At 62.9% G+C, this 24,074-nt stretch carries 20 protein-coding genes and 1 pseudogene; 11 read left to right on the top strand and 10 right to left on the bottom strand.

Annotation, left to right across the window (positions count from 1 at the left end):
- Positions 1 to 22 precede the first annotated feature (22 nt).
- From GSQ83_RS26360 to GSQ83_RS26385, 6 genes are all read left to right on the top strand, one after another.
- Entirely contained in the window at positions 23 to 1,090 is a 1,068-nt protein-coding gene (locus GSQ83_RS26360) for an NADH:ubiquinone reductase (Na(+)-transporting) subunit F (protein WP_216850594.1), read from the top strand.
- A gap of 127 nt (positions 1,091 to 1,217) precedes the next feature.
- Positions 1,218 to 2,303, top strand: coding sequence for an aromatic/alkene monooxygenase hydroxylase subunit beta (locus GSQ83_RS26365; RefSeq protein WP_158805842.1), 1,086 nt, complete (start codon positions 1,218 to 1,220; stop codon positions 2,301 to 2,303).
- Positions 2,304 to 2,341: 38 nt separating this feature from the next.
- Positions 2,342 to 2,692, top strand: coding sequence for an MmoB/DmpM family protein (locus tag GSQ83_RS26370; protein WP_158805843.1), 351 nt, complete (start codon positions 2,342 to 2,344; stop codon positions 2,690 to 2,692).
- 152 nt (positions 2,693 to 2,844) lie between these two features.
- On the top strand, positions 2,845 to 3,864 hold the full coding sequence (locus tag GSQ83_RS26375; protein WP_158805844.1) for an amidohydrolase family protein: 1,020 nt from the start codon (positions 2,845 to 2,847) through the stop codon (positions 3,862 to 3,864).
- A complete protein-coding gene (locus GSQ83_RS26380; RefSeq protein WP_158805845.1) occupies positions 3,861 to 4,652 on the top strand; it encodes a metal-sulfur cluster assembly factor in 792 nt (263 codons plus the stop codon). The genes GSQ83_RS26375 and GSQ83_RS26380 overlap by 4 nt, the downstream gene beginning before the upstream one ends.
- Before the next feature lie 129 nt (positions 4,653 to 4,781).
- Positions 4,782 to 6,419, top strand: a complete 1,638-nt coding sequence (locus GSQ83_RS26385) for a molecular chaperone GroEL (RefSeq protein ID WP_158805846.1) — start codon at positions 4,782 to 4,784, stop codon at positions 6,417 to 6,419.
- Between the two features lie 258 nt (positions 6,420 to 6,677).
- Here GSQ83_RS26385 and GSQ83_RS26390 read toward each other — a convergent pair whose 3' ends face one another.
- The 3 genes and pseudogenes from GSQ83_RS26390 to GSQ83_RS26400 all read right to left on the bottom strand — a co-directional run bounded on the left by GSQ83_RS26390 (position 6,678) and on the right by GSQ83_RS26400 (position 7,882).
- The gene (locus tag GSQ83_RS26390) at positions 6,678 to 6,932 is read right to left on the bottom strand and encodes a hypothetical protein (protein WP_158805847.1); all 255 of its coding nucleotides are present in this window, start codon (positions 6,930 to 6,932) and stop codon (positions 6,678 to 6,680) included.
- A gap of 344 nt (positions 6,933 to 7,276) precedes the next feature.
- A pseudogene (locus GSQ83_RS31540) lies at positions 7,277 to 7,528 on the bottom strand (type II toxin-antitoxin system RelE/ParE family toxin); the annotation flags it as partial.
- Between the two features lie 66 nt (positions 7,529 to 7,594).
- Positions 7,595 to 7,882 carry a type II toxin-antitoxin system ParD family antitoxin gene (locus GSQ83_RS26400; RefSeq protein ID WP_158805849.1) on the bottom strand — a complete coding sequence of 96 codons (288 nt, stop codon included), beginning with the start codon at positions 7,880 to 7,882 and terminating at the stop codon, positions 7,595 to 7,597.
- Positions 7,883 to 8,577: 695 nt separating this feature from the next.
- Between GSQ83_RS26400 and GSQ83_RS26405 the strand changes: the two genes are divergently transcribed.
- The 4 genes from GSQ83_RS26405 to GSQ83_RS26420 all read left to right on the top strand — a co-directional run bounded on the left by GSQ83_RS26405 (position 8,578) and on the right by GSQ83_RS26420 (position 16,504).
- Positions 8,578 to 10,629, top strand: coding sequence for a sigma-54-dependent Fis family transcriptional regulator (locus GSQ83_RS26405; protein WP_216850595.1), 2,052 nt, complete (start codon positions 8,578 to 8,580; stop codon positions 10,627 to 10,629).
- Between the two features lie 834 nt (positions 10,630 to 11,463).
- Positions 11,464 to 13,272 (top strand): calcium-binding protein, encoded by a 1,809-nt coding sequence (locus GSQ83_RS26410; protein ID WP_158805850.1) that lies wholly within the window; start codon positions 11,464 to 11,466, stop codon positions 13,270 to 13,272.
- Positions 13,273 to 13,485: 213 nt separating this feature from the next.
- Entirely contained in the window at positions 13,486 to 14,739 is a 1,254-nt protein-coding gene (locus GSQ83_RS26415; protein ID WP_254065922.1) for a glycosyltransferase family 4 protein, read from the top strand.
- A 16-nt stretch (positions 14,740 to 14,755) separates the two neighbouring features.
- Positions 14,756 to 16,504, top strand: coding sequence for a tetratricopeptide repeat protein (locus GSQ83_RS26420; protein WP_158805851.1), 1,749 nt, complete (start codon positions 14,756 to 14,758; stop codon positions 16,502 to 16,504).
- Here GSQ83_RS26420 and GSQ83_RS26425 read toward each other — a convergent pair.
- The 4 genes from GSQ83_RS26425 to pdxA all read right to left on the bottom strand — a co-directional run bounded on the left by GSQ83_RS26425 (position 16,496) and on the right by pdxA (position 21,117).
- The gene (locus GSQ83_RS26425; RefSeq protein WP_158805852.1) at positions 16,496 to 17,239 is read right to left on the bottom strand and encodes a class I SAM-dependent methyltransferase; all 744 of its coding nucleotides are present in this window, start codon (positions 17,237 to 17,239) and stop codon (positions 16,496 to 16,498) included. The genes GSQ83_RS26420 and GSQ83_RS26425 overlap by 9 nt on opposite strands.
- Before the next feature lie 75 nt (positions 17,240 to 17,314).
- A complete protein-coding gene (locus GSQ83_RS26430; RefSeq protein ID WP_216850596.1) occupies positions 17,315 to 18,511 on the bottom strand; it encodes a hypothetical protein in 1,197 nt (398 codons plus the stop codon).
- 534 nt (positions 18,512 to 19,045) lie between these two features.
- The gene (locus GSQ83_RS30770; protein WP_254065923.1) at positions 19,046 to 20,116 is read right to left on the bottom strand and encodes a cupin domain-containing protein; all 1,071 of its coding nucleotides are present in this window, start codon (positions 20,114 to 20,116) and stop codon (positions 19,046 to 19,048) included.
- A complete protein-coding gene (gene pdxA, locus GSQ83_RS26440; RefSeq protein WP_158805854.1) occupies positions 20,113 to 21,117 on the bottom strand; it encodes a 4-hydroxythreonine-4-phosphate dehydrogenase PdxA in 1,005 nt (334 codons plus the stop codon). Before pdxA ends, GSQ83_RS30770 begins: the two co-directional genes overlap by 4 nt.
- Before the next feature lie 112 nt (positions 21,118 to 21,229).
- Here pdxA and GSQ83_RS26445 point away from each other — a divergent pair, with 112 nt between their 5' ends.
- Positions 21,230 to 22,168 carry a LysR substrate-binding domain-containing protein gene (locus GSQ83_RS26445; protein ID WP_158805855.1) on the top strand — a complete coding sequence of 313 codons (939 nt, stop codon included), beginning with the start codon at positions 21,230 to 21,232 and terminating at the stop codon, positions 22,166 to 22,168.
- Between the two features lie 848 nt (positions 22,169 to 23,016).
- On the opposite strand, the gene GSQ83_RS26450 is transcribed toward GSQ83_RS26445, so the two are convergent.
- From GSQ83_RS26450 to GSQ83_RS26460, 3 genes are all read right to left on the bottom strand, one after another.
- Positions 23,017 to 23,253, bottom strand: a complete 237-nt coding sequence (locus GSQ83_RS26450) for an ATP-binding protein (protein WP_158805856.1) — start codon at positions 23,251 to 23,253, stop codon at positions 23,017 to 23,019.
- Positions 23,254 to 23,493: 240 nt separating this feature from the next.
- Positions 23,494 to 23,775 carry a WGR domain-containing protein gene (locus GSQ83_RS26455; RefSeq protein ID WP_158805857.1) on the bottom strand — a complete coding sequence of 94 codons (282 nt, stop codon included), beginning with the start codon at positions 23,773 to 23,775 and terminating at the stop codon, positions 23,494 to 23,496.
- A gap of 2 nt (positions 23,776 to 23,777) precedes the next feature.
- Positions 23,778 to 24,071: a CcdB family protein gene (locus tag GSQ83_RS26460; RefSeq protein ID WP_254065924.1), complete on the bottom strand. Its 294-nt coding sequence runs from the start codon at positions 24,069 to 24,071 to the stop codon at positions 23,778 to 23,780.
- Positions 24,072 to 24,074 lie beyond the last annotated feature (3 nt).

Raw genomic sequence — 24,074 nt, forward strand, 5'->3', positions numbered from 1 at the left:
CGCATCCCGATTAGGGGCCGCCATGAGTGACGCCGCTGTCCATACCGTCCGCTTCGAACCCATGGGGATCGAGATGGATGTCCAAGAAGGGGAAACGGTGCTCGACGCCGCCTTTCGCCAGGGCATCTCCGTCATGCATGGCTGCAAGGAAGGCCAATGCGCCAGCTGCAAATCCAAGCTGGTCGAGGGCGATATCGAGCTGCTAAAATACTCGACCTTCGCGCTGCCGGAATCTGAGCGCGACACTGATCATATCCTGCTCTGCCGCACCCTCGCTTTCAGCGACATCACGGTCGAGCTGCTCAATTACGACGAGGATCTGCTCAGCCGCTCGATCGCGGTGAAGGAGCTTCCGGCGCATCTCGTCTCGATCATTTCGCTCACCCGCGATATCCGGATGCTGACGCTCGAGCTTTCCTCGCCCATGCGTTTCTGGGCCGGCCAATATGTCGATATCACCATCCCCGGCAGCGGCATCACCCGCGCCTTTTCGATGGCGAATGCGCCGGCCGATCACGCCGCCGGCGGCGGCACCACGATGCAGTTCATCATCAAGATGTATCCCAACGGCGCCTTCTCCTCGAGGCTCGACCCGCAGGCCGATATCGGGTTGAAGTCCGGCGATGAGCTGATGGTCAAAGGTCCTTACGGTACCTGTTTCCATCGCGAGGGACGGCCGGGACCGCTGGTGCTGGTCGGCGGCGGCTCCGGCATGTCGCCGCTGTGGTCGATCCTGCAGGATCATGTGCAGCGCGGCTCGCATCGCCCGGTGCGGTTCTTCTACGGTGCCCGCACCAAGGCCGATCTCTTCCATATCGAGGAATTCGCGGCGTTCGGCGCGCAGCTTCCCGATTTCCGTTTCATCCCGGCTTTGTCCCATGCCGAGCCCGGCGATGACTGGACCGGCGAGACCGGCTTCGTCCATGACGTCGTCGCCCGCGTGCTGCGCGAGGAAGGGCTGGAGGGCGAGATCGACGCCTATTCCTGCGGCCCGCCGCCGATGATCGATGCCGTGCTGCCGGTACTGCAGATGGCCGGGGTCGAACCCGAGCACATCTATTTCGACAAGTTCACCACGGCGATTAGATAATGTTTGCAGTCGGCACCAGCCCTCACCCCCACCCGGCCACCCACCACAGTATGCTGATGGGTGGCCGGGTGGGGGTGAGGGCTGGTGCCGACTGCAAACAAAAACAAACCCCTAGGGAGACACAGTCATGAGTGCAGTGCAACAGCCGACCGTTCCCGTGAAGTCCGGCGCCGCGGGTTCCGCGAAATTCGCGGGTTCCGACAGCCGAAAATACAACTACTTCGATCCCAAGGGCCGCCGTGCGACGCATTATGAAGACATGACCGTCGATGTGCAGCCCGATCCCAAGCGGTACCTGTTGCAGGACTGGATCATCTCCTTCGCCGACGGCACGCCGACCTATTCCGAGAATTGGACCGAAGCGAAAAGCAGCGACTGGCACAAATACCGCAGCGTCGACCAGGAATGGGAGCGCACGCATTACCAGCGCCAGTCCACCATCTGCGGCATGATCCAGAATGTGGTCGAGAATGGCCGCCGCTCAGGCGCGCCGAAGCGTTTCGACCCGGCCTGGGTGAAGATCCTGCAGGATCATCTCGGCGCCTATAAGCATGCGGAATTCGGCCTCGGCACCTCGACCATGCAGGCGCAGCGCTACGGCTATACGCAGATGATCAACAACGCGATCCTGACGAATTCCTCCTACAAGATTCGCTTCGCCCAGGATCTCACGCTCTATCTCAGCGAAATCGGCCTGGATATCGGCGGTTTCGACGAAAATGCGGGCAAGGCGCATTGGCTCCAGGATCCGATCTGGCAGGGCACGCGGCGGGCGATCGAGACGATCGGCGGTGCGACCGACTTCCTCGAACAGTATTTCGCGGTGAATTTCGTCTTCGAGCCGCTGGTCGGCGAGCTCTTCCGCAGCGGCTTCGTGATGCAGGCGGCGGCGTCGCAGAACGACTTCATCACCCCATCGGTCGTCTCGGCCGCCGAAGGTGATTACGAGCGCAACCTCGCCAATGCCGTCGAACTCTTCCGCATGCTCGTGCTGGATGAAGCGCATGGCAATCACAACCGCATGCTGTTCAAGAGCTGGGTCGAGAAGCATGGCAGCCTGGCGCTCGAGGCCGCGCATAACCTGCAGCCGATCTGGTCGCAGCCGCGGGTGAAGGTCGCGCATTTCACCGAGGCCCTGGAACTGGCCAAGAACCGGGTCCGCGCCATCGCCGCCGAGACCGACATAGACGTACGCCACGTTCTCGAGGCCTAATCCCGCCACGCCCGCCCATAGAAGCAGGAGCCATACAGATGTCGCATTCCGACAACATCTTTAAGTCCATGAAGGACATGCGTTTCGAGGACACGGTCTCCGTCCAGTGCGGAGTGACGATGAATGACAGCGTGGAAGCCCGCGTCATCGCCGAGGTCATGAGCGAGAAGCCCGGCGTCACGGTCACCTATATGCCGGCGATGATCCGCATCGACGGCGAGGGCCGGATGGAATTCAAGATGGACGAGATCAGCGAGCGGCTCGGCCGCGAGATGACCCCGCCGACCTTCGAAATCTCCACCTCGACCCATTACGGCCGCATGGTGATGGTCGACGACAATACCGTCGTTCTGTTTGGCGATATGAACGACATGATGGAATATATCTAAGTCGGTGAAAGTCGACACCGGCCCGCACCCCCACCCGGCCACCCACGACAGTATGCTGATGGGCGGCCGGGTGGGGGTGCGGGCCGGTGTCGACTTTGTCTCCGGATCAAGAAAACGCCACGCCAAGCCGAGCATTACGGGAGACAAGAAAAATGTACACCACGAAAGACGGCGAAGAGATCTTCATCATTGACGGTCATGTCCATCTCTGGGACGCGAGCCCCGCCAATCAGCGCAATGTGCATGGCGCCGAGTTCATCAACTGCTTCTTTGGCTACCACACCGCGCTAAGCCCCAAAGAGGAAGTCTGGCCGCGAGAGAAGTTCGAGAAATACGGCGCGGAGACGATGTATGAGGACCTGTTCGTCAAAGGCTATGACGACATGGCGATCTTCCAGCCGACCTACCTCAAGGAATTCTACACCAACGGCTTCAATACGCTGGAGCAGAATGCCAGCCTCGGCACGCGCTATCCGGAGCGCTTCATCATCAACGGCGCCTTCGATCCGCGGGACGGCGAAGCCGGTCTCGAGCAGCTCGAGGCGGATTGCGAGAAATACAAGCTCAAGGGCGTGAAGCTCTATACCGCCGAATGGAAAGGCGACAGCAAGGGCTACAAGCTCTCGGATGATCACGCCAAGCGCTATCTCGAACGCGCCGAGAAGCTCGGTATCAAGAACATCCATGTCCATAAGGGCCCGACCATCCTGCCGCTCAACCGCGATGCCTTCGATGTCGCGGATATCGATGATGCCGCCACGAGCTTCCCGAATCTCAACTTCATCGTCGAGCATTGCGGCCTGCCGCGCCTCGATGATTTCTGCTGGATCGCGGTGCAGGAGCCCAATGTCTATGGCGGTCTCGCCGTCGCCCTGCCCTTCATCCACAGCCGTCCGGGCTATTTCGCCCATATCATTTCCGAACTGCTGTTCTGGCTCGGCGAGGACCGGCTGCTCTTCGGCAGCGATTACGGCATCTGGACGCCGAAATGGCTGGTCGATGCCTTCATGGCCTTCGAATTACCGGATGATGTGCGGAAGGAAACCAAGGTCGAGCTGACCCTCACCGCCAAGAAGAAAATCCTCGGGCTCAATGCCGCGCGGATCTACAACATCGACATCGAGGCCAAGAAGGCCGCGCTGCGCTCCAGCCAGCGCGTCGCCGCTGAGTGAGCGCGCAGCTTTACACTACGCCGGAGAACCGGGTTGGCGAGGTGCTGGCCCGGCTCGCCACTGTCAGCGATCCGGAACTCGATGAATCGGTGACGGAGCTTGGCTTCGTTACCGATGTCGAGGTCGCGGCGGGTGGCGCGGTACGCATCGGCTTTCGCCTGCCGACCTATTGGTGCGCCGCCAATTTCGCTTTCCTCATGGCGGAGGATATGCGGTTGGCGGCGGCGGCGCTGCCCTGGGTCACCAGCGTCGATGTGACGCTCGGCGAGCATATGTATGCCGAGACGATCAATCGCGGCATGCATGAGAAGCTCTCCTTTCAGACCGCTTTCGGCGAAGAGGCGAATGGCGATCTGGAGCAGGTGCGGCGGATCTTCCTGGTCAAGGCTTTCCAGCGCCGCCAGGTGGCGCTGGGCGATTTCCTGCTCGCGGCCGGGCATGGGCCGGAGGTGCTGGCGCCGCTCACCATCGCCGGGCTGCGCGACCTCGTGACGGATGAGGAAGGGAGCGGGCTGCGCGCGCGCTACCTGGAACGCCGCTGGGTCGTGGGACCGGCCGCGGCGGAGGATGCGGCTTTCGTCGATGAGGTGGGGCTCGCCGTCTCGGCCGAGTGTTTCCGCCCGCATCTGCGGGCGCTGCGCCGCGTCGCCGTCAATGTCGAGTTCAACGGCGCGCTCTGCCGCGGCCTATTGGCGGCACGTTTCAACGAGACGGAAGATACAACCAGGGAACCAACCCTGCACGACTTCATCCGCGCTCTGCCGTCGGAGAAGCGAGAGAGTCTCTGATCCAAGCCTGCACAGCCCTCTCCCCCACCCGGCCACCCACGGACAGTATGCTGATGGGTGGCCGGGTGGGGGAGAGGGCTGGTGCAGGCTTGTGCGCGAGCCACGCAAACTAACCCAGGGAATGAAGCTATGGCCAAGATGATGCTGCATGATGACGAGGCTCGGCGCGCCCTTGGCCGTGGGGTGGGCAAGCTTGCCCGCGCGGTGCGTGGCACGCTGGGGCCCAAGGGCATGAATGCGATCATCGACCGACCGATCGGCACGCCCATGATCTCTCGGGACGGCGTCAGCATCGCACAGGAAATCGAGCTCCCCTGCCCCTTCGAGAATATGGGCGCCCAGGTGCTGCGCGAGGTCTCCAAACAGACCAACGACATCGCCGGCGACGGCACCACGACCGCCACGGTGCTGGCCGATGCCATGGTGCAGCAAGGGCTCGACTATCTGGCGCAAGGTGCCAATCCAGTCGATCTCGTGGCCGGTCTCGAACTCGCGGTGGTCGAGGCGCTGGCCGCCCTCCATCGCAGCGCCCGGCCGCTCAGCGGACCGGAGGAGACGCTGGCCGTGGCCACCATCGCCGCCAATGACGCGGCGCTCGGCGCCATGGTCGCGGAAGCCGTCGAGCGAGTCGGCGCCGAGGGGCTGGTGACGGTCGAATTCGGCAGCACGGTCGAGACGCTGCTCGAGGTGGTGGACGGCATGTCCTTCGACCGCGGCTATCTCTCGCATCACATGGTGACCGATATCGAGCGCATGCAGGTGGTGCTCGAGGAGCCGCTCATCCTGATGACCGATCTCAAGCTCACCGGGCCCGAGGATGCCGCCGCCATCGAGGCGCTGATCGAAGGGAGCGGCCGGCCGCTGCTGATCCTGGCCGAGGAGGTAGCGCCGAGCTGCGTGGTGCATCTGCTGGCCAGGCGTGATCGCGGGCAGTCCCCGGTCGCGGCGATTCATCCGCCGGAATACGGCCATTGGCGCAAGGCGATGCTCGAGGATATCGCCATCGTCACCGGCGGCCGGGTGATCGCCCGCGAGCTGGGCGGCAAGCTTGCCGATGTCACGCGGCGGGATCTCGGCAGCGCGCGGCAGGTGCGGATTTCGGCCAATCACACCATCATCAGCGCCGGCGCGGGCGACCCCGCCACGATCGCCGCGCGGCGCGTGCAGGTCGCCCGGCAATATGACGCGGCACCGCAGAATATCGAGCGCGACAAGCTGCAGGAGCGGCTGGCGAAGCTGTCGGGCGGCTCGGCCATCATCCTGGCGGGTGGTGCTACCCCGGTCGAGCAGAAGCGCCGCGTGCAGATGATCGAGGACGCCATCAACGCGACCCGGGCGGCGGTGCAGGATGGCGTAGTGGCGGGCGGCGGCACGGCGCTGCTGCAGATCGCGCCGGAGCTCGGGCCGATGATGGAGAAGCTCACCGGCGGCAAGCGGCTGGGGGCGAGTTTGCTGCAGGGGGCTTTGGGCCAGCCGCTCGCCTGCATCGTGACCAATTGCGGCGGCAATGCCGCCGAGGTTCTGGCGCGGGTCTCCCAGGCGCCGCGCGGTTTCGGCTTCGATGCCCGCAGCGGCGAGATCGTGGCACTGCTGGAGGCGGGCGTGCTCGATCCGGTGAAGGTGAGTGTCACGGCGGTGCGCAACGCGGCTTCGGTCGCCGGCCTCATCCTGACGACGCAGACGCTGGTCGCCCAGTTGCCGGACGGCATCGACCCCACGGCAGGTCCCGCGCTAGGCGGCGGCGCGGAGCGTTTGGGGAGAGCGTAACGGAAGCGGGTCTGAATGCGGGTCTGGGGCCTCCAGGCCCCAGCGGGTTCAGGGTAGCCCTGACCTTCCGTTCTAGCTTTGCTGCCCTAGTCTAATAGTGCGCTGCGGGCGATTGTGTCGTGAGACTGCCGGTCTTGTTGACCGCACCCTCAAATGACATCTCGTCATTTTCGAGCTTCGCTTCGAGCATGACGACGAACTCTTCCATAGACTTCCGCCGTATGTCCCCTACACAACAAAAACATCGCATATGCAGTGCTAGAATAAACCAACACTCACATAATTGGTTGCTCGGCGCATCAGCCAGATGTCAAGGTAGGTCGCGGTCGCTCGCAGCTTCGTCGCAAAATCGAGTCTATCGGCGACATTGTTTCTAGGAAAAAGAGACTGTCCTGCAAAGACTTTCGGAGAAACATTAAGCAACCCCAAGTTTGCCTTACGAAACGATACGAGTGCTTCAAAAGCACAATGCAGAAGGTCACTGAGTAAGGCTGGGAAGGCGGTGGTTGCCAATACGTAAGCTCGTTCCTCTATGCAGCGATTTTGCTCCAGCTAAGCAAAGATATCAGCTGCCCTGTTCAAGCGAACTTCGCATTCCTCGTCGACGGATAGTTCGGACTTAAAAATGGAACTTCGCTTCCCGGTCACGAGCAAAGTTACCATCGCATCGTGGACAAAGAAGCAGAAGTCATGCCCAGGCCAATAAGGAGGAAGCAGTGCCGTGTTCTTTCGCCCGTGCAGAGATGAGGAGGCGGGGTGGCGATGTTGGAGACGATGAAAGAGCCTGCGCATTCAGAATGCCTGCTGGTGCCGTTATTGCGCCCCGCGCGATAAAGACGGCGAAGCAGCTCATCGCATTAAAAGGGGAAGCGTCCATTAACCAACGTCTCCATGGCGCAGGATGGTTTCGTAATCTTGCCCACCCTAGAATACGCAGTGATTTGGACGGTATCGGCTTCCACACGGTAGGCGACAATGACCCGGCCACGAATGGGGTAAACCCGGACGCCGATCCCTAGATCGTCGCGAGCTGGGCCGAGGTGGGTGTGATCGCACCGCGTCCGACAACGCGACCGAATTGCGTCCACGAAGCTCAGGGCGCGGCGGGGCTGTCCGGCTCGATAACGTCGTAAATCGCATCAAGGTCAGCAAGGGCGGCGGATCGATAGACAAGCTTAGTCACGCTCTCCGTGCGCCATCAGTGATTTTTTTAACCGGGCCTCAAAATGGCGGTCCACTTCCTCCTCGGTGAGGGAGGGGCGGGGGTCTGCATCCGTCTCCGCAATTTTGGCGCGGATAGCCTCATAGCGTTCAGCCCGTCGCAGTTCCTGCTCCTGCCAAGCGCGCATAGCCTCGCGAATCACTTCACTGTTTGAGGCGTAGCCGCCTTGCTCAACCTTGGTGCGGATCAGTCGCGCCATCTCGGTCGGCAGGGTGATGCTCAAGCGCTCGACATTCTGCATGAGAACCTCCGTAACTTTTATGCCACTTAGTACTACTAAATGCCACATTTTTGAATTGCTGGGGAAAGTCGCTTTTGGCTGGCCCAGCCCGCGGTCCAGACCCAATCCACGAACTTCCCAACTCTTCCGCCGCCAAGCGCGTAATCACCGACGAAATCAGGCTGCCTTCGGCCGGCTCTCCGATGATGACCGTCGCTTTATCGACGCCCTTGTCGAGCGCACGTTGTCACGGCCCGAGGTGCTGGCCGCAGTGCGCGAACGTTTTCCGAAGGGCCGCAAGGGAGGCATCGTATCATGCTGACGGAGGTGATCCGCCACTACGGCCTGCCCGGCCGCCGATCAATGTCGGCTTCGTCGAGACGAGCACCTGTTTAGGTGTCGCGTAATCCGGGCCGCCCCCCGAGAACTTGCGGATCCCAATGATGTCGGACAGCGATTTCGATCGATCCGGACAGGGTCGTCATCGACGTGGCTATCTCGTCAGCCGATCGCCTCGACGTCAAGCGTCAGCGCCTTCTGCACTGGCCCGCAGGTTTTACCCAAGTTTCAGCCTAGGAGAACACCCTCGGTCGGCGCTATTCTCCGTTCTGCAAAGAGGCGCCGTTCAGGGGCCCGGCCGCGTGCGGTTCTGCCACTCCAAGGGCGGTCGATAGGGAAGGAAGAGGCCATGCCGGGCCTAGCACCTGAGAAGGTGGATGCCTGAGACGCGGCGCATGGGCCCGGCCGGACCCCCGGCGCGGCCGCCGGAGACTCGCGCCAATACGCCCAGCTTGAGCGAGCGCGGTTCGCACGCGCCCGGCGCCTGGCCCTTCAACATCCAGCAGCGCAGCGCGGCCAGCAATACCATGCGGGCCTGGGAGCGCTTCCTCACCGGGGATCCGCTTGCCCTCGCGCCGGAGGGCAATTTCGTCGTCGCCTCCTGGCTGCGCAGCCAGCAGCTCGGCATCAATCCGCGCGGCCGCGCCGCCCCCCTCGCCGCCCGTGGCGATGCCATGGCCCATCTCCGCCATCGCCATGCCGACCTGCTCGGTGCCGCCTCGGATGTCTTCGCCAATACCGCCGAACTCTTCGGCGGCTCCCGCTCGCTCATGCTGCTGACCAATGCCGAGGGCATCGTGCTCAATGCCGTCGGTGACCATCAGACGCTCGATGACGGGCAGGACATCCACCTCATGCAAGGCGGCGACTGGCGGGAGGATACCGTTGGCACCAATGGCATCGGCACGGCGCTTGCGACCGGCCGCCCCGCCCAGGTCCATGCCTCGGAGCATTTCTGCGAGGGCATCAAGGCCTGGACCTGCGCCGCCGCTCCGATCTTCGAATTCGGCACCGGCCAAGTGCTCGGCGTGGTCGATATTTCCGGCCCCTCCACGACCTATCAGCGCAATAATCTCAGCCTCGCGGTCGCGATCGCCCGGCAGATCGAGATGGTGCTCAACGAACGCGCCAGCCAGGAGCGTATGCGCCTGCTGGAGGCCTGCCTGGAGCGCACCTCGGCCGCCGATGTCGCGGGTCTCGTGGCGATCGACCGCGCCGGGCGCCTCGTGCATCGCAGCGGGCGGGTGCCGCCCATGGGGTTGCTCGGCCATCGTCTGCCGGGCCTCGACAACCGCACCCCTGTCGAGGATTGGGCGGCCCTGCTGCCGGAACCGCTGCGCGCCGACTGGTTCAATGTGATCCGTATCGACGGCCGCACCATCGGCGCGCTGCTGGTGATCCCCAGCCTGTCACATTCCACCCTGGCCCGCGGCAGCGGGCTCGCGGCGGACCCGGAGCCTCGTTCCGAAGCAACGGAACCCTTCGCCCGTATCATCGGTCATAGTACCAGCATGCAGCGCGCCCTGGCCCGGGTGCGGCAGCTCGCCGGCAAGCGAGTGCCCGTGCTCATCGAGGGCGAAACCGGCGTCGGCAAGGAGCTTTTCGCCCGCGCCGTCCATGGCGACCCCGCCGAGGGCCGCCCCTTCGTGGTCTTCAACTGCGGCGCCGTGGTGAAGGATCTACTGGCGAGCGAGCTTTTTGGCCATGTCCGCGGCGCCTTCACCGGCGCGAATGCCGGCGGCGCTCTGGGGCGGTTCGAACAGGCCAATGGTGGCACACTCTGCCTCGACGAAATCGGTGAGATGCCGCTCGACCTGCAATCCTTCCTGCTGCGGGTGCTGGAGGAAGGCGTGATCTACCGCCTCGGCAGCGGCCAGCCTCGGCAGGTCGATGTGCGGCTGGTGGCGATGACCAATCGCTGCCTACTCGACGAGGTGAATGCCGGCCGCTTCCGCCGCGACCTCTATCACCGGCTGAGCGTGACCCGCTTGCCGCCGCCGCCGCTGCGCGAGCGGGAGGGCGATGTCGACCTACTGGTCGATCACTTCAACCGCCAGCTCGCTTTGCGCCACGAGGTACCGCCCCGGATCTTTGGCGAGGCGGTCATGGCGATGCTGCGCATCTATGCCTGGCCCGGCAATGTGCGCGAGCTGCGCAATATGGTTGAAAGCCTACTGCTGATGTCCGAACGCGAGGCGGTGACCGAGGAGGAGGCGGCGGCCCTGCTCGAGGCAGCCCCGGCGCGGCGCGCGCCTGTCTTGGCGGCGCCGGAAAGCGCCCCGGGCGCCAGCCTGGAACAGGCGGAACGCGCGGCCATCGCGCAGGCGGTGCGCCACTGCCACGGCAACCTCGCCGAGGCGGCGCGTGCCCTACGCATTTCCCGCAGCACGCTCTATCGTAAGATGGAGCGCTACGACCTGACTCTGTAAGTCAGGCGAGGGCTCCGCCCTCGACCCGCCGGGGCCGGCGGCCGGACCGACCATTGCTAGAAGCATTTTCCTTGAGCCGCGACACCATCCGTGGGTCGCCGCAAGCTAATGGCTGACCATAAAAGCACCGAAGCTTGGAAAGCCGCGATGACGCGGTCTTTGAGCACTTTGCTGAGGTTAAGAGTTTTTGCTGAAGTCGAGCATTAACTAAGAACTCGGGTAGGTCCGCCGATCTGGCGCAAGTCTCCGTGGATGCCAATACGGCGACTTGCCCTAACTCTGCAAGATTACAAGAACATTACCAAAACGGAGCAAATATACTTAGGGATTATATATTATGGCAACCTGACATTCATCATTATCTCCCCCACCATAAATCTGGCGAAATCTATGTTCCGCCATCTAATAGGAAGTACTTAGTCTTGCGCGCTAACCAATTTGGTTCGGATTAACCAGCCGGATTTTGCCTCAGCGCGGCGGTTTCCACCTCCTCCGAAGCTTGGTTTCGTACGCTTCGTCCATCCTGTGAATTTTGGCCTCGTGCAATTTCAATGGTTTGCAAGGGGGCGCCTGACCTCGGCGACAGCGCATTCATCGCCAAGCCTTTCCTTTTTTGATCTAGCACCGTTTTCTTGCCTGGATTAAGCTAACTAACAATGAGCTGGGAGGACGTTTCGGTCGACCATGTAGAAGTCAGGCATAGCACTCGCGAATTCTCTCGAGGGCTTACGTTTGAGCGGCATCCTCCCATGCCGTCGCGAACCGTGCCCGCAGTTCAAACCACTCAACCGACAGCCGCTCAATCTACTAACCGTCTGCATAGGAATCTGCCCCATGGCTAATTTTGTCTTCGACGGCACCAAGAACGTCACTTTAACTTCGGGCAACGGATTTGATCCCGCGACCGATACGGTCAGTATTGCCAATAAAGTCCTGGTCGGCGCCACTTACACGCCATCGCCTGGTCTCACCACCGGCACGGTCGTCTTTACCGCGGCAGATGGCGCGACATTGACCCTGAATAATGTCACCCCGGACATCCTCCAAGGTGATGGAACTCTGACGTCCCCCCTGGGCACCGTCACTCTGGGTCTCACCACGGGCGCAACCACCCTGACCGGAAACCTGTCGGTCGGGTTTGGCCAGGGTGATACCATCGCACAAACTGGCGCTGGGGGCACCGCCTTCGGCGGTGACGGCGCCAATCCCATCAATGACTCAGCAACCACGGCCGGGCAGCTTATCTATGGCGGAACCGGGATAAACGATTCCATCGACCTGGCTGATTCCATCGCCGGCAGCAATTTCGCCGATACGATCTACGGTAACGGCGGCGATGACATCATCGCCGGCGGCGCTGGTGGAGACCAGATCAACGGCGGCGGCGGCGACGATACCATCAGCGGCCCCGACAACCTCAACGCTCCGCCCCTGCTCACAGCTTCCTTCACGACTGGCGCGGTCCTCTGGGGAGCCACTGGCGACGACAGCATCGATGCCACCGGCTCGACCGCTGGCATCACCATCTTCGGTGGTAGCGGCATCAACGACAGCGCTGATCTGGCCGATACCCTCGTCGGCGGCAGCGGCGCTGATACTATCTATGGCAATGGTGGCGACGATTCCATCGCCGGTGGCGGCGGCGCCGACTCGATCAATGGCGGCGTCGGCAACGACACAATTTCCGGCAACTTCGACGCCACAGGTGCCAGCGGCACCTCCTCGACCGCGATGATCCTCGGCGGCTCCGGCGCCGACAGCATCACCTCGACCGGGCTGCAGGGTGCCACGATCTTCGGCGGTAACGGCATCAACGACAGCACCGATGGGGCCGATACCATCACCGGCGGCGTCGGCGCCGATACCATTTACGGCAATGGTGGCGACGACTCCATTGCTGGCGGCGGCGGGGCTGACTCCATCAACGGCGGCGCTGGCAACGACACAATCTCTGGTGACTTCGACAACGTCGTCTCCTCCGTTTCAGGCGCGATGATCTTTGGGGCTACCGGCAGCGACGTCATCGATGCCAGCACAACAACCCAGGCCATCACGATCTTCGGCGGTAGTGGTGTCACCGACAGCGCGGACGGAGCCGATACCATTCTCGGTGGTGTGGGCTCGGTGACAGGTGCCGGCGCCACGCTTGCCAATACCGTTGCGGATACTATCTACGGCAACGGTGGTGACGATGCCATTCTCACCAATGGTGGCGCAGATGTTGTCAATGGCGGTGCCGGCAATGACATCATCTTCGACAGTGGCGTCGGTGCGGCTCAATTGACCGGAGCGGGCGGCAACAACGTTTTCGCCTTCGAAAATTCGGCTGGCGCTCTCCCCTATGTTGGAACCGTGGCATCACATGCCACGGTAACCGACTTCACACAGGGTTCTGATCTCCTTGATGTGGGAGAGACGGTGTCTTCGGTTCTGGCTTCCACCAGTGTGGCTGCCCTTTTGGGGACCTCACTTGGTGCTGGGCAGGTCGCCTACACGGCCGATGGCAGTGGCAATGAACTGATTGGCTATAACAACACTGGCGCCGCCGGGGCAGCGGCAAACACGTTTGTTGCCCTCGGTAACTCCACTGTCGCCCTGACGACTTCGGACTTCACGCATGGCACAGCGATTCCGACAGCGTAACTAGGCTAAGGGCGGCTTAGGCCGCCCTTATTTCCATCGCGCCCACGTGGATTGATTCCAAAGGCGCGGTTGGTTGAGGAAAACGCAATAAAGGCTTCATCCTTACAAGGATGAAGCCTTTATTCATTATCGTAAGAGCCAGCCCTTCCTCACGGCGGACGGGCCGTCGATTTCCCTGTCTTCCTCGGCTCGGCAAATCCCGCGGCGAGGCTGATGGCCGCCATAGGTGCCAGCTTGAATATTCTATTTCTTCACCCGAATATCCCCGGGCAGTTCAAACACTTGGCGCCCGCCTTGGCGCGCGACCCAGCGAATCGCGTGGTCTTCGTCACAAAGCGGGACGGCATCGATATCCGCGGCGTGAGGCGCGTCACCTACAAGCCGCCGCGTGAGGTGCATCCCACCACCCATTCCTATTTGCAGCGCTACGAGAATGCAGTCTTGCATGGCCAGCAGGTCGTCCGCGTTGGGCTAACGCTGCAACAAAAACAGGGGTTTGTCCCGGATCTTGTTGTAGCTCATTCCGGATGGGGCGATTCGCTTTTCGTTAAAGATGTTTTCCCCGCCGCAAAGCTAGTGAACTACGCGGAATTCTACTATTCCGCCGATGGTGCGGATGCAGGTTTTGGCGAAACCACGCCGCTCGATATTGACAAGATTTGCCGTATTCGCGTGCGGAACTCGCATCTGCTTATGGCCTTGCAAAGCTGTGATCGCGCCATCACACCGACGCAATGGCAAAAGGACCGTCATCCGTCCGATTTTCATCGCAAGCTCTCAGTCATCTTCGACGGCATCGACACTGAGACGATGTGCCCAGACCCGGCGGCACAGTTTACGCTCCCGGATGGTCGTCGGTTGACGCGAGAAGACGAGGTCATCACCTACGTCTCCAGGAATCTCGAACCCTATCGGGGCTTTCCCACCTTCATACGTGCGCTTCCGGAAATCTTACATCGCCGGCCCTCTGCGCAGGTCATCATCGTCGGCGGCGACGAGGTCTCCTATAGCCCCCCGGCACCGGATGGAAAGACTTGGAAGGACACCATGCTGGCGGAGGTCGATCCGGATCTCAGCCGCGTGCATTTCATGGGGCGCGTGACCTACCAGTCCTTCCGGGCGCTCATGCAAATCTCATCGGTGCATATCTATCTCACGGTGCCCTTCATCCTGTCTTGGTCTTGCGTCGAGGCAATGGCGGCGGGATGTATCATCGTGGGCTCACGCACACCGCCTGTGCAGGAATTTATCGAGGACGGACGAAACGGTTTTCTAGTGGATTTCTTCGATCCGGAGGCGCTTGCCAAACAGGTCGATCATGTTTTGACCCATCGGGATAGTCTCGGAAACATTCGCGCGCGTGCGCGGGAAACGGTGTTGGCTCAATATAGCTTGGCCGAGTGCTTACCTAGACAACTACGGCTATTTCAGGAAGTCACGGGCAAGAATCTAGGCGCTAAGCCGTGATAAAAAGCGTTTCCAGATGAGCAACTTCGTCGACAAGCTGGCCGCACCCTTCTCCAAAGGGGGCAGCATCGGCTATGCCGATCGCCTGATCAAAACCGGTAAGACCCAGCGCGCTTTCAGGGTGCTCGCGCGCCGTGCAAGGGCCGGAGAACAGGAAGCTCTCTACCGTGTTGGTTGCGCCTATGCGGATGGCATGGGCGTGCCGGTCAATCACGCGAATGCCGCTCATTGGCTCAAGCTTGCCGCCGAAGCCGGCCACCTTGGCGCGAAAGTCAAACTTGCCGGCCTCTATCTTCATGGCGCGATTCCGATGCAGGGCGATGAGGCACCCATCGCCGATCTCTTCGCGACCCGTATCAAGCTGCAGCCGGATTATGCCAGGGCGCAATATTGGGCGCAGCTCGCGGCGCAGGAAGGCCAGCCCGATGCGCAGGCCTTGCTCGGCACTGTGCTTTCCCTCGGTCCCGAAGAAATGCGTGACCAGACCGCGGCCGAGGAATGGTATCGCCGTGCCGCGGCGGGCGGCAGTCCCCAAGGCCATCTCGGCTACGGCCGTGCGCTCATGAGCGGCGAACGCAGCGAGGCGCGGTTACGCGAAGCCGCCATTCACATGGCCAAGGCCGCCGATGCGGATCTGCCCGTCGCGATCTATCTACTGGGTGTGATGCTTCATCACGGGATTGGCACGGCGCCCGACCTGCCTCGCGGTGTGCAGCTCTATAAGCGCGCTGCGGAGCTTAATCTTCGCGTGGCCCAAGCGAGCTGGGGTTTGGCGCTCATGCAAGGTCGCGGCATCAAGCAGGATTTGCTCGCCGGTGAATCCTGGCTGCGCCGTGCAGCTTTGGCGGGGGATGCCGATGCCGCCGCGCGCCTGGGCGATCTCTACGTCAAGCCTGGTGATCTGCCACCCAATTACGGTGAGGCCGCGATCTGGTTCTCACGTGCGGCAGAAGGCGGCCATGCGGGGGCGGCACGTATGCTTGGACATCTCTATCTGACGGGTTCCGGCGTGGCCCAGGATGCCGAGGTGGCGAAGCAGTGGTTCCGCTACGCCGCCGAGCGCGGCGACCAAGCGGCCCAGGTCGAATTCGCGAAGCTCGCGATGAACGACACTGCCTCGCCCGAGGAAAAACTCACCGTACGCGCCTGGTTCGAACAAAGGGCCAAGCAGGGCGATGCTTTGGCAGCCTATAATTTTGGTGTTTGTCTGGCCCGCGGCGTCGGCGGCGAGCGTGACGATGCCGCGGCTGTTCTCTGGCTGCGTCAGGCCGCTGAGACCGTGCCGCGGGCGCAATATTGGTACGGGCTCATGCTCGCCCAGGGGCGCGGCGTCGCGGCCGATTTTGTCGAGGCTCGCGCTTGGCATGGCCGGGCAGCTGCGGCCGGCATTGCAGAGGCCCGCGTCGCCCTGGCGGAGCTTCACCTCGATGGCCGCGGTGGAACCCGCGACCATCCTGCGGCGCTGGAATTATACAAACTCGCCGCGCAGCAAGGCCATGTCGGCGCGATCTTCGCGCTTGGCGCCATGTATGGTGGCGGACATGAAGTTCCCGCCGATCGCACGATTGCCCAGTCATGGTACCTGAAGGCGGCCGAGAAGGGCCATCCGCATGCACAACTCATGCTAGGCCGCTACTTCGCACGCGGCCTAGCGGGACCCACCGATCCGGAAAAAGCCCGGTTCTGGTTGGAAAAGGCCGCAGCCAATGGCCTTCCGCAAGCCGGACAGGACCTCGCCCAGCTCATGGAGACGTATTCAAGATAGATGCGAAGCTATATCCTCGAAAGCTTTCAGCTTGGCCGTGGAAATGACGCCGAGCTCCTCCGATAATTTGTCCAATCCCAGGCTCTCCAGGCTCAACTGGGAGAATTCATCGACGACCGCGCGATAGCCGTTCTCCAAAACCCTGGAGGCCGGATCGAGATTGGTGACGAGGATGAGGCCCGTGGGTGGTGCATCCAACGCGATGATATGCAGATCCGGCCGCATCCTGCGCAGGATGACCGGCACCTTCCAGACATCCCCCGCCCACCAATGCGGATGGCTGGCGTCTTTGCGAATGTCGCTGTCTCTTTCGTAACGGCTGGTATAGCGCACATCCGGCGGCAGGCAGTCATGCAGCGCGATGATGGAATGCTTTCCGCAGAGTTTCTCCGTATTATAAAAATCCCGCAGAAGAAACTCGAAGAGATGCATACCGTCGAGAAAGGCGAAGTCGATCTCGCCGCCGATGATCGGCGCTATATCGACTGACTTGAAAAACCTGTCGCTCGTCATCTGGTAGAAGAAGCAGGCTGGCTTCGCGCCGATGATATTCGAGGTAATGTGGAATTTGGGATCGACTGCGACCGAAACACATTTCGACAGGATCAGTGAGCCGCCGGTGCGGGTGCCGATCTCCAGATAGGAGCGCGGGTCGATGGTCTCATGGATCCGCTTCATCACGTCGTAGTAGTGATCACCTTTGTGATCCTCGATTTGCGTCACCGCGCCGGGCATTGCCTGTCGTCCTGCTGCCTATCGCTCGGAGGTTTGGCACAATCGCCGCGCGGGTCAAGCGCGCGGGAAAAAATCTCACCCTCTGTGTTCGGTGTTGGATCGGGCCGCTTCAGCCTCCGTCCGTATCCCGTTGGGGTCGCCACCCGCCGAATGCCCCAGACTCTCCATCCGCGATCGCACCAGGATATCGCGACGACGGCGAAGTTTTCGGGGCAGCTGCAGCGTGAGACTCCACCAGACGAGCTTGACGCCGCCCACCAGCCCACGCCTGAAGATGCGCGGCGTCAACTTGCCGATGCCTCTCATCGGCGCGGTGATCCGCCAGCTCGTCGAGGAGAGATATTTCGCGCGTTCCTGTTGCAACTGCGCTATGCGCACTTCGGCATTTGACAGCCGAGTCAGCAGAATTACCCCCCTGCTATCCGATTCCGCTTTGGCCTGCTGCAACTCCGCTGCCCAGATCGCATCCTTTTCTCGGGTCTCTTGGATTTCCTTTTCACGATTCACCAAGCGGTCGGTCAGTGCCCGCGCGCGCCCCTGTTCTTCCGTTAGCTCCGCCTGCCAGGCCGCCAGCTCGGCCTGTCCCGCGGCGATCACGCTTTGCGCATGCGACACCGCCTGTTCGGCCGCGCTCGCGCGCCGCGCAGCCTCGCCGACATCCCGCTCCAGGTGCTGCACCACGGTCTCGAGATAGTCGCCGCGTTTTTCCGCATCGCGGCGTTTATCGGCTTCATGCTGCCGCTCGCCCTCCGCCTGACGGCGAGCTTCCACCGCTTTGGCGCGCCAATGGCTGGCGACCGGCGCGGCACCACGCTCAATATAGGAAAACTCCTTCCTGATATCATCGCAGGCGGCGGCGGGTGAGACACCCTCACGACGCCATGCGAGCATGGCCTCGTAAAGCTTCTCGGCCAAGGCGCTTTGCGGTGCGCGCAGATTGGGCACCGCGGCGTCGCGATGATGGCGCAGGTCGCTGTCGAGAAAGTCGTTAACGTCATCGATGATGCGCGTGGAAAAGGCGGAGAGTTCGATGTCTAGTTCGTCGCGCAGGCGGCGCATTTCAAAAACCCAGTCCTGCAACAGGTCCTGGTAGAAGATCACGCTTCGCGCCATGCTCCGGCTATGAAGTTCCGCATCCAGCACATGCGACGACCACAGCATGAGACCCTGCTCGACGGACATCCTGTCGCGCTTGAGAAGGGAGAGTGCAACCTCGATCGGCGGCCGCATCACGAAGATGGCTTTGCCCGTCGCGCCGACCTCGGCAAGCACCTGATGCCACAGCGGCAGAAGGCGACAGACTCTGGGATCCTTCAGCCCCCAAAGCGGCTTGCCGGTGAATTCCTCCCGCACCACCTGGATGATCCGCTCGCGGAATGGCGCGATGCGAGGGTCGCGGTCCCAGTCCTGCGGCAGAGAGCAGGGGTCGCTCCAATCCGAATCCAACAGGGCGATAATTTCATTATGAATCGGGGCAATCCCGAAATGCTCGTAGAACCCTTTCGGATTCTCCTTCATGGCCGGCATGAGATTCACGCCGAGATCAACGCCCAGGCGATACAGCACGCCGGTCGTCGCCGAGGTTCCGCTGCGATGCGATCCGAGCACAAGAATCGCGGTATCGCCAACCTGTCCGTTATTCATCGAAATCCCATGCGCGATCGATGCCTCTCCATTTTCCGGATCTTGCGCGCGATGGGCCGGTGAGGCTCCGTCAGGATTCGGCGTTTTCCAGCTCCTCCCACAAAGCGCCGGGATGTTCAAGAGTTGCACTTCGGATGCGATGTCACGCGTGCGGCTGATTCATCACGCGATGCGGTCAAGTTCGCGCCGGGTACGCTCGTTTTCGACATTGCCGGTGTTCAAAGTCGTGCTCGGCTCCAGCAGCATGACGTGGCACTCCTCGGTGAGCGCCTCCGGCAGGTGTTCGACCCCTCGCGGCACGATGATGAACTCGCCCGGCCCGAGATCCACGGTTCGGTCGCGGAACCCCATGCGCAGGCGCCCCTCGATGACCAGGAATAGCTCATCCTCGCGCTCATGATGGTGCCATTGGAAGCGACCCTTGAGCTTGGCGAGCTTGACCTGGAAATCCCCGAGTTCGCCGGCGATCCTGGGGTTCCAGTGGTCCGAGAAACTGGCGAAAGCTTGGGCGAGATTGACCTTGTCTATGATGGGTTTCCTTGCGGCCGGGATCATTGCGGCAACCGCGGCGGCCCGAATCGCGGCGATCTGCACGGCAAGCGCCGGTGAGGCTGCCGGAAAGACGCCGTCTAGGGCGGCGGTGCCGATCGTGAAGGCGGCGGCACCTCCCTGCAGCGCCGCCGCGATGCGAGAAGGGCAATCGATCGATCCGGCCACGATCACCGGCTTATCGACCCCGGCGCAAACCGCCTCGATCAGCCCCGGCACATCCCCAGCGGAGCGATAGGCCAGCAGGTCAATGCCGTGCACCCCGTCGCGGTCGCAGAGCCGCTGGGCGCTCTCCAGGATGTCGCCGGGGCTGCCCTCCAGCCGGCTCGGATGGCCGGCAATGCGGCCCGCGAAAGGATAGTAGCGAATGCCGCTGCCCCGCAGGATGGGCAGCACGAGATCGGGCCGGGTGCCGCCGAGCAGGAAATCCACGCCCAGTTCGGCGGCGGCGCGCGCCGAGGCGGCTTCGCTGGCTGCATCGAGGCTGACGACCTCCAAATAGAGCGTGCCGCCGCCCCCCCTGACTGCTGAGGCCAGACGGTGCAGATCGGCGAGCGGCAAGCCCAAGTCCTTGAAGCCGATATGCCGTAGGCCGCAGGCGAGACCTTCCGCCAGCCGGTCCATCGCATCGGGAACGGTGCGATCTGCCCGCGTCAGCATGAAGATGAACTCCGGGCCAGTCATGCCGGCACGCCTTCACCCGCCGCAGGGGCCGCCGTCATGGCGAGGGCCTGCCGCAGCGCATAGCGCAGGCTGGCCTGGTCGGCTTTGCCCGTCCCGGCAATGTCGAAGGCCGTGCCGTGGTCGACGCTGGTCCGCACGAAGGGCAGACCCAGAGTGATGTTCACGCCGTGATCGAGGCCGAGATATTTCACGGGGATCAGGCCTTGGTCATGATACTGCGCCACCACGACGTCGAATTCGCCGCGCCGTGCGCGCATGAAGATAGTATCGCCCGGCCAGGGTCCAGAGGCGTCAATGCCCTCAGCCCGTGCCTGGGCGATCGCGGGCGCGATCACCGCCGCCTCCTCGCTGCCGAACAACCCGCCCTCGCCAGCATGGGGATTGAGCCCGGCGACTGCGACCCGGGGCCGCGCGATGCCGAACCGGAGCATCGCCGCCTCGGCGAGGCGGATTGCCCGGAGTTCTGCAGCCGGCGTGATGCCGCTTATGACCTCGCGCAGTGCGACATGGATCGTAACGAGCACCACCCGCAGCTCATCATTGGCCAGCATCATCGCGACATCGGCCGTGCCGGCCCGCTCGGCCAGAATCTCAGTATGGCCGGGGTGGCGGATGCCGGCGGCGCGCAGCGACTCCTTGTGAATGGGCGCTGTGACGATCGCGCGCAGGCTGCCATCCAGCACCCCGTCGATCGCGCGCTGGATGGCGGCATGGGCCGCCGCCCCCGCGCGCCCATCCACCACGCCATAGGGCACAGCCCCGGGCGGCATGCCGGCGCCGAGCACATCCATCACGCCGGGAAGACAGGCGGCCTCCGAAACGCGCGTAATGGCCCGGATCGTCAAATCTGCGCCCACGGCGGCCATGGCGCGCCCCATTATGGCCGCGTCACCGACCACGATGCAGGGGGCGGGAAGCCCCTCGGCGAAGAGCTTGGCGACGATCTCCGGGCCGATACCGGCGGGATCGCCCATCGTAATGCCGACCGGCAGGGAATTCATGGCGAGGCCTTTCGTCTTGGATGCGCCGCCGGACTGTGCGGTGTTTTCACGCAGGCGCCGGCTTGCCGCTTTGGGAAAATGCAATACACGGCGCGGAGGGCGGAGAATAACGATGAGTTCTGACAGTGATGGTGAGCCAGGCGCACCGATACACTCGCCGCGCCTGCCGCCGCTGGGCGCGCTCCGCTGCTTCGAGGCCGCGGCGCGGTTTGAGAGCTTTACCCGCGCCGCCGAGGAACTGCATCTCACCCATGGCGCCATCAGCCGGGCGGTGCGTGGCCTGGAGGAAGATCTGGGAACGCCGCTGTTCGAACGGCGCAGCCGCCGCGTCTTCCTAACGCCGGCGGGCGGACGCCTCCGCGATGCTACGGCTGCGGCCTTCGCGGCGATCGCGGCAGTGACCCTGGACTTGCGCCGCCAGGCTGCGGCGCCGCCGTTGGTGCTCTCCTGCGAGCCCACGCTGCTGATGCGCTGGGTAATCCCCCGGCTGCCCAGCTTCCATGCAGCGCATCCCGGCATCGCGCTACATATCGCCGCAGGCGGCGGCCCGGTGTCCTTCGTGCGGGACGGCATCGATGCCGCGATCCGCCGCGATGATTTCGCCTTTCCGGCCGGGGCCGCGGCGGCGCTGGTGATGACGGAGCAAATCGGCCCGGTTTGCAGCCCGGCCATCGCCCAATCGCTACGGGATGGCGGCGATCCGGGGCCGGCAGCATTCCTCGCCTGCCACCCTTTGCTGCATACCAAGACGCGTCTGGAGGCCTGGCCGAGCTGGGCCAGGCTGTCAGGCCTGCAGCTCATGCCTGGGTGCGGACAGACCTTCGAGCATTTCTATTTCAGCCTGCAGGCCGCCGCCGCCGGCCTCGGCATCGCCATCGGACCCTGGGCCCTGGTCCGGCAGGATATCGCGGCGGGCATCCTAGTCGCGCCCTTCGGCTTCCTCGAGGACGGCTCTGCCTACCACCTGCTCAGCCCGCACCCGCCCAGCAGCGATCGGAGGATTGAGGCGCTGCTCGAATGGCTCCGCGACCAAAGCCGAGAAAGTGTTTGAGACCGCCTGGCGGAGGCCCGCAACTAGGCTCGTTTCAGTTGAATCTCCTCGCGGCAGGCGTCGCTGAATGCGAAGAGGGGATCCATCTCACCTTCCCGCGCCGAAGAGCCGGCCAAGGCCGCAATCGCTGATATGTCGCGGACGAAGTGCTGGTTGAACGGCCCGGTAGTTGTGACGCCAGGCACCGCGAATACCAGCCGACCGGCAAGGCAAGCAAACAGCCATTCGCCTCCATCGTCACGCCGAGCCGACGACAAATCTTCCGGCGAGGGTGCGACATGACGGCCTACCCGGACATGATCGGGCCGCAATTTGCCGGCTACACCTCGATTCGGCGGCCGGTCTCACGCTCTTCCACGAAGCGCAGAGATTCCGGCAAGCGCTCGTAGAATTGACGATGGATCTCTTTCGCCAAGACCGATGGGGTGGCGAATTCATCCAAGGCGCCCCATCAATCGCGGCCAGTACAGCAATGTGAGCGGCTGCCTCGATCTGGAGGTCGCGACGCCACGGTTGCTTGGCGAGATCGGCGCGCATGGCGCGTTCGATATCCACCGGAAGGGTGTCATGGCCCTCGATAAGGTTGGAGTAGTAGCAATTTAGCCCCGCACGAGAGCGCCCACGGCTATTGCCGTGCCGGAGGAGAGATGACCGGCCAGCGCGCCCACCTCGGTGGCCAAAAGGAAGGCAAAGTCATGCAGAGCGGGCCGGCTGGGCTGTTCGTTTCCGGGCGGCAAGGTGAGAGAAGCGGGACCGCGTGAGTCATGAGAAATGGCCGGCTTACTTGTCTCTCTATCCTACTGACTAATCACAATAATTGCTAGAATTGGCCTGCTCCGTGGCCGGCTTTATGCCGGCTTCAGGAAAATGGCGGAGCAGCCAGAAGTATTGAACCGGAAATGCGCGCCGCCCGCCGGATCATTCGCGGCGGTCATGCTACCGCCATGCGCGGTGATGATCGAGTGGCAGATCGCAAGACCGATGCCGAGACCGCTCTCCTTCGTGGTGAAGAAACCATCGAAGACGCGATCGAGGTCTTCCGCCCCAATCCCCGGTCCGCTGTCACGGATTGAAAAACCGACCATGCCGTCGGCCCCCGCCCTATTCGGTCGCCTGGAGACTATCGACGAGCAAATTGACGATCGCTTGCTGGAGCTGATTTCGGTCCCCGATCATGCGCGGCAGCGCGGGGCTGGATCGCAGCCGGATCGATCGATCCGGGTCCGAGTTATGTGGCGCAACTTTCAATTGGGACAGGAGTCCTGGTTGAAGTGGCGCAGCCACCAATCAAGACTTCCGGCGTAAGCAGCCAAACAAGCCAAGTCCTAGCCTGCCTTGCGGTCCTCGTAGCCTCGGCCCAGCTTGGCGCGGAGGATGCGGGCCAAGGCATTGAGGGCGGCGCCCGGATCGGGATGCGGATCGAGGCGGCGATGCCCTTCTGTGCCGATGCGGCCCCATTGCCGCATCAGCAGGGCGCGGCCGAAAAGATCGGGCCAAACCTCCATGCGGTAATAGCGCCACTCCTTCAGCGCCGGCCGGATGCGCACCAAGGAGGCGCTCTCGGTGAAGAGCGGCAGTTGGCGAGGCTCGGCCGGGGGGCGCCGCATGCTCAGTCGCCGACCAACAGGAAGCCGAGCGCGCGGGTAATGCTGTCATCATCCTCGGCCAGCGAAGCGACAGCGCTGTCGAGCGCCCGCCTTACGATGCTCGCGATCCCCTGTGGCAGGACATGGCGGCGGCCGCGGATTTCATAGACAGGGTTAAGCGTGGCGATGGGCTTGAGCGCACTAACCTCGGGCAGCAGCGGCAGCACGATGCAGGTCGCCAGATGCGACAGCCGCTCCGCCTCCAGGACATAGCCCTCACGCTCGCCGGGCATCGGATGGACGTCCAGCCGTGCCATCAG

The sequence above is a fragment of the Acidisoma sp. L85 genome, assembly GCF_009765865.1.
Classification (GTDB): Bacteria; Pseudomonadota; Alphaproteobacteria; order Acetobacterales; family Acetobacteraceae; genus Acidisoma.

Excerpts from the sequence above, each read along its gene's own strand:
- GSQ83_RS30770 (WP_254065923.1), bottom strand. The coding sequence starts at position 20,116 with ATGACTGGCCCGGAGTTCATCTTCATGCTGACGCGGGCAGATCGCACC.
- GSQ83_RS26370 (WP_158805843.1), top strand. The coding sequence starts at position 2,342 with ATGTCGCATTCCGACAACATCTTTAAGTCCATGAAGGACATGCGTTTC.
- GSQ83_RS26360 (WP_216850594.1), top strand. The coding sequence starts at position 23 with ATGAGTGACGCCGCTGTCCATACCGTCCGCTTCGAACCCATGGGGATC.
- GSQ83_RS26455 (WP_158805857.1), bottom strand. The coding sequence starts at position 23,775 with ATGCGGCGCCCCCCGGCCGAGCCTCGCCAACTGCCGCTCTTCACCGAG.
- GSQ83_RS26460 (WP_254065924.1), bottom strand. The coding sequence starts at position 24,071 with ATGGCACGGCTGGACGTCCATCCGATGCCCGGCGAGCGTGAGGGCTAT.
- GSQ83_RS26385 (WP_158805846.1), top strand. The coding sequence starts at position 4,782 with ATGGCCAAGATGATGCTGCATGATGACGAGGCTCGGCGCGCCCTTGGC.
- GSQ83_RS26425 (WP_158805852.1), bottom strand. The coding sequence starts at position 17,239 with ATGCCCGGCGCGGTGACGCAAATCGAGGATCACAAAGGTGATCACTAC.
- GSQ83_RS26375 (WP_158805844.1), top strand. The coding sequence starts at position 2,845 with ATGTACACCACGAAAGACGGCGAAGAGATCTTCATCATTGACGGTCAT.
- GSQ83_RS26415 (WP_254065922.1), top strand. The coding sequence starts at position 13,486 with ATGGCCGCCATAGGTGCCAGCTTGAATATTCTATTTCTTCACCCGAAT.
- GSQ83_RS26400 (WP_158805849.1), bottom strand. The coding sequence starts at position 7,882 with ATGCAGAATGTCGAGCGCTTGAGCATCACCCTGCCGACCGAGATGGCG.
- GSQ83_RS26365 (WP_158805842.1), top strand. The coding sequence starts at position 1,218 with ATGAGTGCAGTGCAACAGCCGACCGTTCCCGTGAAGTCCGGCGCCGCG.
- GSQ83_RS26445 (WP_158805855.1), top strand. The coding sequence starts at position 21,230 with ATGAGTTCTGACAGTGATGGTGAGCCAGGCGCACCGATACACTCGCCG.
- GSQ83_RS26450 (WP_158805856.1), bottom strand. The coding sequence starts at position 23,253 with ATGGTCGGTTTTTCAATCCGTGACAGCGGACCGGGGATTGGGGCGGAA.
- GSQ83_RS26420 (WP_158805851.1), top strand. The coding sequence starts at position 14,756 with ATGAGCAACTTCGTCGACAAGCTGGCCGCACCCTTCTCCAAAGGGGGC.
- pdxA (WP_158805854.1), bottom strand. The coding sequence starts at position 21,117 with ATGAATTCCCTGCCGGTCGGCATTACGATGGGCGATCCCGCCGGTATC.
- GSQ83_RS26405 (WP_216850595.1), top strand. The coding sequence starts at position 8,578 with ATGCCTGAGACGCGGCGCATGGGCCCGGCCGGACCCCCGGCGCGGCCG.
- GSQ83_RS26410 (WP_158805850.1), top strand. The coding sequence starts at position 11,464 with ATGGCTAATTTTGTCTTCGACGGCACCAAGAACGTCACTTTAACTTCG.